General features: G+C 50.3%; 15 protein-coding genes and 1 pseudogene. 7 read left to right on the top strand and 9 right to left on the bottom strand.

Annotation, left to right across the window (positions count from 1 at the left end; all coding sequences use genetic code 11):
* Window positions 1-997 (top strand): hypothetical protein (locus tag F7734_RS61105; protein WP_166482421.1); only part of this gene is annotated, 997 nt, incomplete at its 5' end.
* A gap of 3 nt (window positions 998-1,000) precedes the next feature.
* On the opposite strand, the gene F7734_RS38580 is transcribed toward F7734_RS61105, so the two are convergent.
* Window positions 1,001-1,372: a response regulator gene (locus F7734_RS38580; protein ID WP_207714312.1), complete on the bottom strand. Its 372-nt coding sequence runs from the start codon at window positions 1,370-1,372 to the stop codon at window positions 1,001-1,003.
* Window positions 1,373-2,351: 979 nt separating this feature from the next.
* Here F7734_RS38580 and F7734_RS38585 point away from each other — a divergent pair.
* Window positions 2,352-2,624, top strand: a complete 273-nt coding sequence (locus F7734_RS38585; protein ID WP_207714313.1) for a hypothetical protein — start codon at window positions 2,352-2,354, stop codon at window positions 2,622-2,624.
* A 1,105-nt stretch (window positions 2,625-3,729) separates the two neighbouring features.
* Here F7734_RS38585 and F7734_RS62395 read toward each other — a convergent pair.
* Window positions 3,730-3,909 carry a hypothetical protein gene (locus tag F7734_RS62395; protein WP_207714314.1) on the bottom strand — a complete coding sequence of 60 codons (180 nt, stop codon included), beginning with the start codon at window positions 3,907-3,909 and terminating at the stop codon, window positions 3,730-3,732.
* 784 nt (window positions 3,910-4,693) lie between these two features.
* Here F7734_RS62395 and F7734_RS38595 point away from each other — a divergent pair.
* From F7734_RS38595 to F7734_RS38605, 3 genes are all read left to right on the top strand, one after another.
* Window positions 4,694-5,182 carry a hypothetical protein gene (locus F7734_RS38595; RefSeq protein ID WP_155749734.1) on the top strand — a complete coding sequence of 163 codons (489 nt, stop codon included), beginning with the start codon at window positions 4,694-4,696 and terminating at the stop codon, window positions 5,180-5,182.
* 263 nt (window positions 5,183-5,445) lie between these two features.
* The gene (locus tag F7734_RS38600) at window positions 5,446-5,610 is read left to right on the top strand and encodes a hypothetical protein (protein WP_155749735.1); all 165 of its coding nucleotides are present in this window, start codon (window positions 5,446-5,448) and stop codon (window positions 5,608-5,610) included.
* A 58-nt stretch (window positions 5,611-5,668) separates the two neighbouring features.
* Window positions 5,669-6,379: a pentapeptide repeat-containing protein gene (locus F7734_RS38605; protein ID WP_155749736.1), complete on the top strand. Its 711-nt coding sequence runs from the start codon at window positions 5,669-5,671 to the stop codon at window positions 6,377-6,379.
* A 254-nt stretch (window positions 6,380-6,633) separates the two neighbouring features.
* Here the strand turns inward: F7734_RS38605 and F7734_RS64285 are convergent.
* The 4 genes and pseudogenes from F7734_RS64285 to F7734_RS38620 form a co-directional block, all read right to left on the bottom strand.
* Window positions 6,634-6,831 (bottom strand): annotated as a pseudogene (locus F7734_RS64285) (hypothetical protein); the annotation flags it as partial.
* A 34-nt stretch (window positions 6,832-6,865) separates the two neighbouring features.
* Window positions 6,866-7,876 carry an HNH endonuclease gene (locus F7734_RS38610; RefSeq protein ID WP_155749737.1) on the bottom strand — a complete coding sequence of 337 codons (1,011 nt, stop codon included), beginning with the start codon at window positions 7,874-7,876 and terminating at the stop codon, window positions 6,866-6,868.
* A 706-nt stretch (window positions 7,877-8,582) separates the two neighbouring features.
* Window positions 8,583-8,924, bottom strand: coding sequence for a hypothetical protein (locus F7734_RS38615; protein ID WP_155749738.1), 342 nt, complete (start codon window positions 8,922-8,924; stop codon window positions 8,583-8,585).
* A gap of 107 nt (window positions 8,925-9,031) precedes the next feature.
* Complete coding sequence (locus F7734_RS38620) at window positions 9,032-9,223, bottom strand: hypothetical protein (protein WP_155749739.1); 192 nt, start codon at window positions 9,221-9,223, stop codon at window positions 9,032-9,034.
* A 221-nt stretch (window positions 9,224-9,444) separates the two neighbouring features.
* Between F7734_RS38620 and F7734_RS38625 the strand changes: the two genes are divergently transcribed.
* Window positions 9,445-10,263, top strand: coding sequence for an RNA methyltransferase (locus F7734_RS38625; protein ID WP_155749740.1), 819 nt, complete (start codon window positions 9,445-9,447; stop codon window positions 10,261-10,263).
* A 131-nt stretch (window positions 10,264-10,394) separates the two neighbouring features.
* Here F7734_RS38625 and F7734_RS38630 read toward each other — a convergent pair whose 3' ends face one another.
* The 3 genes from F7734_RS38630 to F7734_RS38640 form a co-directional block, all read right to left on the bottom strand.
* Window positions 10,395-10,610, bottom strand: a complete 216-nt coding sequence (locus tag F7734_RS38630; protein ID WP_155749741.1) for a hypothetical protein — start codon at window positions 10,608-10,610, stop codon at window positions 10,395-10,397.
* Window positions 10,611-10,618: 8 nt separating this feature from the next.
* Complete coding sequence (locus tag F7734_RS38635; RefSeq protein ID WP_166482422.1) at window positions 10,619-11,287, bottom strand: haloacid dehalogenase type II; 669 nt, start codon at window positions 11,285-11,287, stop codon at window positions 10,619-10,621.
* Between the two features lie 141 nt (window positions 11,288-11,428).
* Window positions 11,429-11,665: a kelch repeat-containing protein gene (locus F7734_RS38640; protein ID WP_347566354.1), complete on the bottom strand. Its 237-nt coding sequence runs from the start codon at window positions 11,663-11,665 to the stop codon at window positions 11,429-11,431.
* 8 nt (window positions 11,666-11,673) lie between these two features.
* Here F7734_RS38640 and F7734_RS38645 point away from each other — a divergent pair, with 8 nt between their 5' ends.
* On the top strand, window positions 11,674-12,285 hold the full coding sequence (locus tag F7734_RS38645; protein WP_347566355.1) for a GntR family transcriptional regulator: 612 nt from the start codon (window positions 11,674-11,676) through the stop codon (window positions 12,283-12,285).
* The last annotated feature ends 19 nt before the right edge of the window (window positions 12,286-12,304 follow it).

Here is a 12,304-nt window from a genome sequence, read left to right on the forward strand (position 1 = left end):
TCCCACCGCCTTCTGGGCGGTCGTCGCGGGCAACTCCGCGTTCGTCGCCGGAACCGGCGCGATGTGGATCGGTTGCCGCCTCTACAACGGTCGACGAAACGGTCTTGCCATCGGCATGATCGCCGTGCTCAGCGCGGTCACCGCCGTCGCCACGGTGGTGGAACAGCCGAGCCTCGATGACTGGGCGGGAGCGGCGTGGACGTTCGCCGCTCTCGTCGTCGTGGCCGGTGCGGCGGGGATCGAGTGCTTCCGCGGTTCGCTCGGCGGCATGCGGACGGCGTGGGTGCTCGGCGCCGTGTTCGCCATCGAAGCCGTCTACTTCTCCTTCCGTCTCCTCGCGTTCCTCGTGATCGGCCCCGACGACCCGTTCTTCCAGACGTGGTTCGGCAGCGTCGTCGTGGGGATGCTGACGGTCCTGCTGATGATCGTCGCCGTGGTCGTGACCTCCGTGCTCCGCGCAGGACGGGCGGAACTGCGTCACCAGCGCGCGCTGGCCGGAGCAGAGGATGCCGTGACGGGAATCCTCACCGAGAAGCGTCTTCGCGCCGCCCTGGATTCGCTGACGGCCACGGCCGAAGCCCGGGGCGTGGCGCTCGCGGTGATCGAGGTCAGACTCGACGACCTGGCACACATCGCCACCGCCTTCGGTGAAGACGCGCGCCGCGAGGCGATCGTGGTGTGGCGCGAGGCGGTCCGCAGTCACGCGCCTCTGTTCTCGGTGATGGGGGAGGACGGCGAGGGCGGCATCGCCCTGGTCACGACCGCGTCCTCACCGAGCACCGCCCGCCGGGAGGCCATGACGCTGTACCGCGGCAGTTTCGACGCCCTCGGTCAGCTTTCCGGCGTCGGTCTCCCCGTCGTCGGCGTCGGCGTCGCGCTGACCGAGATCGTCGGATACGAGCCTGAGACGCGTCTTCGGGTGGCGCGCACGAGCGCCGGGAGCGGATTCTCCAGCGCCGACTCGGCGGTGGTGGTCGCGCGCACCGCCGAGGCGTGAGGCCTACTCGGGTCGACGCGTCGTCGTCAGCGCCTCGATGCGGGCGCGCAGCTCCCGCGGCCGGAAGGGCTTGCGGAGGTACTCGTCGGCGCCGGCGTCCAGTCCCTCCTGCGCATCCGACTCCTGTACGAAGGCCGTGATCATGATGATGTGGGTGGCGCTGAAGCGGCGGATGCGCCGGGCGGTCTCGTACCCGTCGATTCCGGGCATGCTGATGTCGAGGGTGACCACCTCGGGTGACACGCGACGTACCAGCTCCACGCCGTCCAGTCCATTGTCGGCGGTGTGGACGGCGTAGCCCGCCGATTCCAGGACGAGCGAGATGAGCGACCGGATGTCGGCCTCATCTTCGATCACGACGGCTGACTGTGTCACCGCGTTGCCTCGCTCGCTTCCGGCCGCGTTCGGGGGGTGCGTCCGATCGGCCCAGTCTAGAGGGCGCAGCTCCGGCGTCCACGACCCTCGGCGTGGCAATGCTCGGAACCATGTCTCCTCGCGCCTCCGGCGGATCGCCTCGGGGAAGTCGACCATCGCCCGGCGCCCTCGCCCGACACGGCGCCGTCGTCGCTCGACCGCGACGACGATCGTGCGCCACGTCCAGCTGCCGGCTCCCGGTCCTCACGGCCTCGCCGCGGAGTTCGGCGACGCACATCCTCCGCGAGGACGGATCGCTGGACCGGCCGTCTCTGGCCGCCGCACCTTCGGCGATGCGGGCGGGTCGAGCGCATGAACGCATCGTGCATCACGCCGTCCGGGGAGTCGGCCCGGCGTTTCGCCGAGGCGTTCACTGCGGACCCCGACGCTGGTCGTCTACGACGTCCCCCTTCTGGCGGAGGCCCGCGCGCGCGACCCTGGGATCTGATCGGGTCGCCCACGCGCCCGCGGAGATCCGACGGCGACGGCTGGTCGAGCTGCGAGCTTCACGAGCAGGACGCGACCGCCGGATCGCCGCGCAGGCGAGCGACGACGAGCGCCTGCGCCGCTCGCGACGTGGTGATCGACACAGCGGTGCCGATGGACACGCTCTCCCAGGTCGACCGGCTCTGCAGAGCTGCTCTCGACGCGATCGCAGACGAAAACGCCAGACGCCGCTGAGTTCGCGTACCCTGTGCTACCGATCAGGAGGAGCCGACATGGAGCGCTCTGGAGATTCCTCGCGGCGGAGGGCGCGTACCGCGCGGTCACCGCAGAAGAAGAGCAGGATCTCGAGGTACGGGTGTACCTGCTGAACACGCTCCCGGCATCGGTCATCGAGAGCGCCACGCCACGGCGTTCGCGACTCCCGCTGGTAGCGCCGCGAGCAATGCTCGCAGAACTCCGTCCTTCCTCCGTGACGACGAGCGGCAGGATGCCGATGCCGACCGGTCTGCTGGCCACACTCGTCCGCCGTGCCGAGCAGTACCCGAGCGAGCGGGTGGACGGTCGGATGACGCCCGAGCGGGACCACGGACAGACGGCCGACCCGCATCGATCCTGTATGAGTGCCGGGGTCATGACGGTCGTCGCGCAGCAATTCCTCCTGCACCAGGCGGTCACGGCCTACTTCACCGTCGGCGCCGGGTCTCTCATGCTCGCGGAGCAGACCGGATGGCTTCGTCGACACCGTCGACCCACGGCGCATCCGTGACGCCGGCGGTACGCCGGACGGGGTTGGGGCGCGAGCATTCGGCGACGGCGGCGGCTTCGGTGAATGGACGCGGGCGATTCGGCGGCGGTTTCGGCTGACGGAGCGGATGTCGCGAGGCGCCTACGCTGGAAACAGTGCAGACCACACGATCCGTCAGGCCCTTCGAGGTCGTCAGCGAGTTACGAGCCGTCGGCGATTCAGCCGTCGCGATCGCCGACCTCGCCGCCGCATCAATGCCGCGAAACCGACGTCGTCCTGCTGGGCGACCGGAACGGGAAATCCGCCACCACCGCGTGGCTGATCGAGGGATGCAGCGGCCACCTGGTGCTGGCACACAACAAGACCTGGCGCCCAGCTGCAACGAGTTCCGCGAGCTCATGCGCACACCGCGGTCGAGTACTTCGTGTCGTACTACGACTACTACAGCCCGAGCCTACGTGCCCCAACCATACCTTCATCGAGAAGGACTCGTCGATCAACGCCGAAGTCGAGCGGCTGCCACTCGACGACGAACTCGCTGCTGTCCGACGTGACGTCGTGGTGGTCTCGACCGTGTCGTGCATCTACGGCTCGGCGCGCCCGAGGAGTACCTGCGTGCGATGGTGGCGCTGCAGGTGGCGAGTCTACGACCGCGACGCTTCGCAAGCCTCATCATCGATGAGTACAACCGCAACGACGTGGACTTCTCGCGAGGAACTTCCGCGTCGGGGCGACACGATCGAGATCATCCCGGTGTCGAGGAGTACCGATCCGGATCGAGATTTTCCGATGAGATCGAGGCGCTGTACATGTCCACCCCCTCACGGGTTGGATGTCGTGCAGCGCATGAGTCGGTCCCGATCTCCCGCCTCACTAGTCGCGGTACCGAACCGTGCAAGCGCGCGATCGGAACGATCGAGCACCGAGCTCGCCGAACGCCTGAAGGAGCTGGAGTCGCAGAACAAGCTGCTCGAAGCGCAACGCTGCGCATGCGACGCCGTTCGACCTCGAGATGCTTCAGCAGCTGGGTTTCTGTTCGGGATCGAGAACTACTACTCGTTCAGTAAATCGAAGTTTGCATATTGCGGCTACCTATTTGAAGCATATCAGCACGGGAGCAACAAGTCTATTGGAAATGGACATGACTTCTGTGACAACTGGAATATTGTAACGCGATCGCACTTCTGCCAAGATTGCAATCTCTTCTTCTCCATGCCTGGAAAGCGTAGGGAGAGTCGGGGTTTGTAAACACCACCACGTAAGCTTGAACTGGTGCGAGAGTTACACTTCTGAGCAACAGTTCCATTGTTCTTGGCTTTCAACAGCACAAGGTCCCACCAATAATAACCAGTTCCTTTCCGCCAAAAGCAACTGTTTGGAAAGGCGGACGATTGTTTGGTGTGAGGGTAAGATTTTGACAAGGTTGGCGTGTTCTTCATAAGTTAGGGGGTAGGGGTTAGGGGTTAGGGTTAGGGGGTAGGGGCGCATGCCTTACGCCCGTACAGTGGTTGAATAAGAAACAAAAAAGCCCAGAACCTGAGGTTCCGGGCTTTAACGAATGCATTTGCATGACGCTATTACCCGGAACTTGTTCTGGGCCAAAAATAAAAGCTTGTGGTATAATTATGATTTTTTTTCACGTTATCCTTCATCCTTTATCCATTCAACTTTTCCTGAAAAAGCAAAAACCGCAGAGTTCGCTCTGCGGTTCACCGGGTGATTTCCATGTGGAAACTGAATTCACTCCCGGTGAACCACCCTAAACCAAAAATAAAAGTAGGAATTCTTGCTTAACATTGGACTAATGCTTTGTGGGAAAAGATAGATTAAACTTATATACATGACCTTAACAGAGGCAAAGAGTTGCGTCAACCCCCCCACAACGTTCTGAAACTTGTAGGCAGGTTTCCTACACCCAAAGAATGGAGATCGCGAGTGTGTGCGCTTGGCGCAAACCCAAAGGGGCTTCTTATTTTTGACTTCACCTCATGAACTTCTTACCCCTTACAAAGGGATACCAAGCTGTTACGCAGAGGGTAGGATACTTGTCCGTGATACGTTTCTTAGAGTTGAATCTTTTTGAATTGCTTATGCCCAGTTCCAAAATTCTTTCCACATCTTTTAATTATCAAGGAGTTTACCCATGCCCAGTGTGCCGTGTGGGTAAAATTAGTCATATGCCATTGATGGAGGCTATGTCTTGTGACTTTTGTCAGCAAATTTTTGTTGCTAACGTAGAACAACAACAACTTAAAATGCCTTCGAGACAACCTCCCCTGATTTGGTATTGGAACGGCTTCAATTGGACAGAAGCACAAATAGAAGGAGTCGAGTTTGGTTGGGGTTATGTGCTAGCTGCAGTCAGTTTTATACTTCTTCCTACTGCTTTGATTGGTCTTGTAGCGTATAATTTTCCACCAAATACAGAAGTTCCCTTATCGTGGGTGCCATCTATTTGGACAGTACTAACCTTTTCTTTTCATTTAGCGATTATTGTTTGGCTGCTGATAGAGGTTTATCAAATTCCGATGCGAGCTTATGTACGAGCATTACAGCAGCGATTCCTAGGCAGAGGGTAACATAAAGATTGATTTTATCCAGAAAATACATCTTTTGATAGTAGATGCTTAATTTTCAATTGTTTTCATCCAGAAATAACCAATACACTTTGTATTACTATTTTACAATTCATAACGATCGCTAAATAGTTGATACAAGTATTTACATTCTTGTAAGGTTTATTAGCTAAGGAAAAATCTGCTGAATTCTTGATTATTATGTTTTCAGTGAGCAGTGAGCAGTAACCAGTAACCAGTGACCAGTAATCGGCGATCGGTGTATCGTGGAAGCCCCTAGATTTATTTATGGAAAACCAGAAATTGATTCATTATTCAAATCCCCTACTATTAAGTATGAAGATTCATTGGTCACTGGTCACTCTGGTCAGCGATCGCTGTTCATCCGTCACTGGTTACTGTTTGCTGTTAAAGAAAGATTATACAAATGATGCAGTCGAAATTTGTCTGTATCACTCATAATGAAATTAATTTCCCCTAAAAAGTCTTATGAGCGAGATGGAGCGGTACTATAGATTGTTGGAATTAGAGCCTGGAGCAACACTTGAGGAAGTGAATCAAGCGTACAAAGATTTGGCTTTTGTATGGCATCCCGACCGCCTGCCAAAAGAAAACGTCCGCTTGCAAGAGAAAGCGCAAAAAAAGCTGCAAGAAATCAATGAAGCGCGAGAAAAATTGCGCTCTTTTAAATCCAAGTATCAAATGTCACATAGCAGAGCAGCATATACTTCCTACACACAGACAAAACCGACTCAAAACTACACACAAACAAAACCAACTCAAAACTACACACACACACAACCGACTCAAAAAACTTATCAATCTCCGAAGCCCAATAACGACTTAAGTGGGAAGGACTTCAGCAAGGCTAACATGAAAGGCAAAGATTTATCTGGTAGAAATCTGAGCTATGCCAACTTGAGCGGTGCCGATCTCAGTGATAGTTTTATGCATAAAGTGAATCTCAGAGGCGCAAATTTATCTGACACAAATTTGTTTAGGGCAAATTTACTGTTATCTGACCTAAGAGAAGCAAATTTATGCGGTGCTAATTTAATAGGAGCCGATTTAAGTGGTGCTGACTTGCGGGGAGCAAATTTAACAGGAGCACGCATGAGTGCTGGCGATAGAATTCTTGTCAAACTGATAGGAGCTAACCTAACTGGGGCAATTATGCCTGATGGCAAAATCCATGAGTAACTCTACTAGTTTCATCGACCATTCAAAGATGGAATTGCCTTCACCAACTCCTCTAAAACTCTCGCATATGTGCATCATCATTTGCCACTAGAATCTGCAAGCCAGCCAGGGGCTGATATGATGTCCGGCAAATTAGTTATCATAAAACCTCGGCAGACTTCTTTGCCCCTTAGCGCCTTTGCGTGAGGCAAATCATAATTGTTTAACCGGACATGATATTATCTATCTGTCTCCTCGGTCTTCAAACCATTAGACAGTGGAAGGGTGACTGTAAAAGTCGCTCCCTGACAGACTCCTGGACTATCTGCCCGGATTCCCCCATGAAGTTCTACTAAGTGACGGACGATTCTCCTGCGGAGACGCTTCGCGAACGCCAACCCCGATCCCAAACCACCAAATTCGCGAGTGATGGTACTATCTACTTGACGGAAATAATCAAAAATATAGGGTAAAATCGAAAGGGGGGAAAGAAGCCATAAATTTAACCTAATCTACAGCCACGTTTTCTGAGAATCCCCCAGCTTCAATATGGCGAACAATCGATTGGATAATGGGTAAAGCGATACTAATGCCAAATGCAGCATTAAAACCTGCAACCACCAGTGGTGCAGACAGTAAAACGGTGAATTCTGGAAATATTGCTAACACAGCAACAAGGACAAGAAAGATAATAGGTGCTGCAATACCCGTTTTAATAGTCTCTTGAAGAATCAAGTCTTTGTACTGCTCAACTGTAATGTCCCCACGGTACAGGTCTAAGGAATAAGAAATGGCAGTGACAACCGCTTGGGTCAGGACAGCAGTTACTGTAGCAGTAACACCCAGTTTTGCGATCGTTGCTGAGTTTTTTACAATAGAATCCACCGCATTGTAAAGACGAATATAAACTTGTTCCCCTCCAGCCATGGTTTGAGCACCGCGACGAAGGTTATCAATTCCTACTTCCCACAGAATATTGTCAGCTGCATTCGTTCCTCCATAAGAGCGAGGAATAATATGACTGCCATGTTTGTCAGCGAGGAATTGGCGAATATTGGCTTCACTCGCTCCTAGCTTGGAGGTACCGGGAATTTTTTCAAATAGCTTCATAACGTCAGCATCAGAACGGGATAAATCTCCCACTCGCACTCCTGCTCGATACCTGAGCCTATTCGCAATTTTAGGCATTTCCCGCGCTAATTCTTCTGCTGTCCTTGGTAAGTCTTTGAGGGCATCCGCCACAACCATACCAGAAGCAGTCATACCAACAGCAGTCGCGGTCAAATCGTTAAGTGTTTTACCTATATTTTGAATAACTTCTAAACCGGGCTGTAAGGATGTAGTTGAAAACTCTTTCAACTCGTTGACTTTAGCTATTCCCAAGTCAGTCATCTCAGAGGCAGTAAGCTTAACCGTGTTTACCGTACTATCTATAGTATCTATTGCATTATTTGTAACTTCTTGAATTTTGTCGCCAACGGAATCCGCAAACTGTTTAGCTTGATTGAAAAAATCCATATTGTGTGATATCAGAGCTTGAATGGGTGTAAGGTCGAGCCATATCTGACGAGTTAACTAACGAGTTATCATCGATACTGCTAATTCCCTACATTAGTCTTAACTTACTCTGACTGGATTTAGTCAATAGACCTCTCAAGAAATTAATCGTAATATCAAGTTTGGGTAAACACTTATACTACCTTCGTAGTTGCGCTTTAGCGCATACATCGCAATTACAAAGCGAAGATGATACAAGACGAACCGTGGCTCTACATTGTTTTTGAGTTTTTTGTATAATTAGTGACAAAATTTTTTCCTGTACTCAATGCCTGCTATACTGAGTGGAAAGTTAGAAGCAAGTTGCTAGAGCGATCGTGATTTGCAAAGATAAGAACACTTAGCAAATCCGGTTGGTGTTTCCTTAGTGGAGGTAAAAACCTGAAAAGGTTTGCTGAGTGTATATTAAAGAATAACGCTGCTACAAATCAATCTGACAAATTTCATGACCCATCTCAAGCTAGATCCCCACTAGGGACTACACTTTTCATTCTGGAGGATGGACTTTGCAACTAGACTCATCCGAAAACTCGCAGCCTTCTATCGAATATTTTTTTTGTGACAAAACCGCTCGCATCAAATATACCATCGGATTTACAGCAATTTTCAGATGACAGCAGTTTTCAAATAAATGAACCATACTATGCTCTGATAAACAGTGAATGATTTAGTCCTCGTCCTCATCTTCCTCATCCCCAAGGGTGTTAAACATCGTTCCCATACCTGCAACTAACTGTTGTGCAACATTCATCAATTGCCTTGCATCTTCTTCTGAAGCGATGTTAACGTAGAGGCTTTCTGTATCTAAGCCTGCATACATGGGGTGATATATAGCAAAAACTCCATCACTCTCGTTTTCGTAGAGTTCGATCTCCGTGTATCCTAGTGCTTCTCGATTCATTAATTGATAACCATTGTCAATCAGCCAGCTTGACCAGTTTCCCTCACCAGCACGAGGTAATTCAGATAACTGCTTGGTTTGCCAGTCCATCACTTTCATTGGATTCATGGTTGATTTCCTTAGCCTTACGATAAGCCAGCTGCCTACGGGCACCCATCCGTATGGCACTTTCTAAAAAATACAATAGCAAGTAGAATACCACCGTTTCCAAACATTTAATTTCCTGTCATTATCCATTCACGTGCGGCTTTTTCTGCGGCTTCGGGAGCAAAGTAGAGCTTGCGTTCGCCAAAGACGACACCACCAGAGCTAATAACTCGAAATTGCCAACAGTCAGTTTCGGTGTAAAAAATTATCAGTATATAGTTGTGGATACCAACAACTGCGTGAACGAGAGTATGAGTCATATCGCAGCAGACACAAGCATAGCCTTTAACAGAAAGTATAAGAGCGATTTAAGGAAGCTAAATCATTCGCAAGGGGAATTTTAAAGCAAACTGAAAAAAATTTTTAATTTATGGTATAATACATTTTACTAGAAAAACCAATTCTGCGGTATATTGTCCGCTATTCGTTATGCATTTTGGAATTTTAGTTGTAGGAAGCGAGATGGCTTCCTCAAAGGAGGATGACCGGCGCTAAATGTTCCGGTCACGGTCGGCTCGACGTTGAGGCTGCGTTAGCCGAAGTCAAAAAGCTTCAGTCTGACCGCAAATATCGTGATGCCTCTGGATTGTTTTTCATCGAAGGTGTACGGAACTTCGTACAAGCAATTGACAACGGCTTTGATGTATCCACAATCCTGTTTAGCGAGAAACTGCTGACAGCACCCCTAGCAAGAAAGCTAGTTCGTCAAACTCGGCGTAAAGGTGTAAATAGCGTCTCCCTCACACCAGAACAATTTCGACAAATCTCTCATACCGAACGTGCTTCCGGTGTTGCGGCGATCGTGCGTCAGCGCTGGTTCAAGTTGCATGATGTTTCTCCACACACTGGTTTATGCTGGGTGGCTCTTGAGACTGTGCGCTCGCCGGGAAACTTAGGAACCTTGATTCGTACTTCCGAAGCTGTAGGTGGTGCTGGATTCATGTTTATTGGTGGGAGAGTAAATCCATTCGATCCTGACGTTCTTCGAGCATCTATGGGCGCACTTTTCCGTCAGAAGTTTGTACGCACCGGATTTTCTGTACTGAATGAGTGGATACATCACTACTCCTGTCATGTCATTGGGGCTTCACCAGACGGAACTATTGACTTTCATCAATTTGATTATCCTGGTTCAACTGTTCTGTTCTTAGGTGAAGAACGTCAAGGTCTGACCCAACAACAGAGAGATTTGTGTCAGCATCTGATAAGGATTCCAATCATAGGTACTGCTGACTCTCTCAATCTCGCTGTGGCAGGTAGCCTTTTGATGTATGAGGTTTATAGATCGAGAAGGTTTTAAATGAAAGATTTTTTTACAACAGTTCTTAAGGTCTAGAACCATCGTGTTGTTTTGTGGAACGGGCGCGAGACGTCCGTTCTTACTAGAGATGGATGGTCTTGACGCCCCGCCTTCTGGTCAAAACTGTTTGGTTAAGAAGCAGACATTGGCTCTGGTCGAGCAATTCCTAATTCTCTCAACTTATTCATAGAAATGCCAAAAGTGGCAAATAAATCTTGTTGAGGAAGCCAAGGTGCATTAAACCAATTAATAAACGGTTCGCCCTTCGTGAAAGCCCAACCATTGCCACGACGTTCGACTATTCGGTAATAAACAGGGTAAAAAATTGTTGTATCTGAGTTTGACATAGCTTAATTTATGCAAAAGTTTCTATGATTTTGCGAGCTGCTGCAACCAAACTATCTGCGATCGCGTCTGGTTGAGGATAGACACTCAGATATTCTTTTTCCTGTTGAGTAATAAAGGCAGTTTTCAAGCCTGCATTCTTAGCACCAGCAATATCCCAAGCATGAACAGCAACCATCCAGATATCAGATTTGTTATCTTGCTTAACTAATGCATAAACATCAGGATGAGGTTTAGTTTTTTGAACAGTATCACAGGAAAAAATACTGTCAAAATATTCAATGGCATCGGCACGCTTGAGCAGTTTTCGTGTAGAATCTTCACTCCCATTGGTCAGGGCAATTATTGAACAACCTGCTTCTTTTAGCATTTGAAAAGACTCGATCGCATCTGGTTGGAGATCTAGTTCAGCAAAAGATGCGACTATCTGCGATATTTGTACTCCATCTGCTTGAACACCCAACATCTTTAATGTTCGAGGTAACTCTGCTTCCAACACCTCTTTCAATGGGCAGTAGCTACCAGCATGGGAAAGAGCAAAAGCATCACGCAATGATTGAGTAAACCATAGTTCAAGAGTATGGGCGGGCGCATCTATTTCTGCCAGTCTTTGCTTAGGTTTTGCCAAACTAAAGCAGGTGCCAATGATGTCGAACGTTACTAATGCTGTTGTTTTCATTAAGAATGGGTTTTCAAGACAACTTAGCAGCATTATGCCTGCTTACACGGCACAAGACCTCATGATAAAGTATGAAGATTGCGCTATAAAAAACCTTGGTGCAACATCGCAATCTGTCCCCTTTTCTGACGTACCAAAGTACTATTTTTGGCTTGACCCAGATGCCAGGGTAAATGCCTCATTGGTAGAAGTCATTAAACTTCCACCCGTTACAGGGCCGCCACCCGCAACATAGATCGCATCCCCGATCGCAACTGCTCCCATGCCGTGACGTGGTGTGGGCATCGGGGCAAAGCTTTCCCACTTGTTTGTCGCAGGATCGTAGGCTTCCACCTGAGCAAAAACCCCACTGCTGCCTTCCCCACCCATAACAACAATGCGATCGCATTAAGAGAGTTTTGCTGGAGCGCATTCTAGACGGTACCTACAAACCAGGAGACAGGCTAGTGGAGTTACAGATTGCTAAAGAACTAGACACGAGCCAAGCTCCAGTTCGGGAAGCGCTGCGGGAACTTGAGGCAATGGGCTTGATTGAGTCCCAAACCTATAGAGGTACGCGAGTGAGACAGATAAGCCCGCAGGAACTGCAAGAGTCCTACCAGGTTCGAGCCGAACTAGAAGCTTTAGCAGCACGGTTAGCAGCCCCCAAGTTTTATGCCAATCCCGAACCACTTCAGACTACCTTAGCCGCCCTTGAGAGAGCTGCAGCAGAAGAAAACTTTGAGGAGTTTACACAGTCTAATACAGCGTTCCATCGATTGATTGTGGAAACATCTGGTAACAGTATTCTATTACGGGTATGGGATTCATTAGCCTTTGAAATCTGGACTCGGATTAATCTGGTACTTCTGGGGCGAAAAATAGTTAACCTAAAGTTACTTAACCAGGAACATCAAGCAGTTGTTGATGCCTTGGTGCAGAATGATGGTAAAACTGCAGCAGATTTGCTTCGCTCCCACGTTGAAAATGTTGTAGATCGGGAGGAAAAACTTTTATGAATTATTTTCTCTCGTGAGA

The sequence above is a fragment of the Scytonema sp. UIC 10036 genome, from assembly GCF_009725235.1.

What these genes read in the sequence shown, in the direction of transcription:
- F7734_RS38585 (WP_207714313.1), top strand. Translation starts at nt 2,352, where the DNA reads ATGCCGACCGGTCTGCTGGCCACACTCGTCCGCCGTGCCGAGCAGTAC.
- F7734_RS62395 (WP_207714314.1), bottom strand. Translation starts at nt 3,909, where the DNA reads ATGGAACTGTTGCTCAGAAGTGTAACTCTCGCACCAGTTCAAGCTTAC.
- F7734_RS38595 (WP_155749734.1), top strand. Translation starts at nt 4,694, where the DNA reads ATGCCCAGTTCCAAAATTCTTTCCACATCTTTTAATTATCAAGGAGTT.
- F7734_RS38605 (WP_155749736.1), top strand. Translation starts at nt 5,669, where the DNA reads ATGAGCGAGATGGAGCGGTACTATAGATTGTTGGAATTAGAGCCTGGA.
- F7734_RS38610 (WP_155749737.1), bottom strand. Translation starts at nt 7,876, where the DNA reads ATGGATTTTTTCAATCAAGCTAAACAGTTTGCGGATTCCGTTGGCGAC.
- F7734_RS38615 (WP_155749738.1), bottom strand. Translation starts at nt 8,924, where the DNA reads ATGAATCCAATGAAAGTGATGGACTGGCAAACCAAGCAGTTATCTGAA.
- F7734_RS38620 (WP_155749739.1), bottom strand. Translation starts at nt 9,223, where the DNA reads ATGACTCATACTCTCGTTCACGCAGTTGTTGGTATCCACAACTATATA.
- F7734_RS38625 (WP_155749740.1), top strand. Translation starts at nt 9,445, where the DNA reads ATGACCGGCGCTAAATGTTCCGGTCACGGTCGGCTCGACGTTGAGGCT.
- F7734_RS38630 (WP_155749741.1), bottom strand. Translation starts at nt 10,610, where the DNA reads ATGTCAAACTCAGATACAACAATTTTTTACCCTGTTTATTACCGAATA.
- F7734_RS38635 (WP_166482422.1), bottom strand. Translation starts at nt 11,287, where the DNA reads ATGAAAACAACAGCATTAGTAACGTTCGACATCATTGGCACCTGCTTT.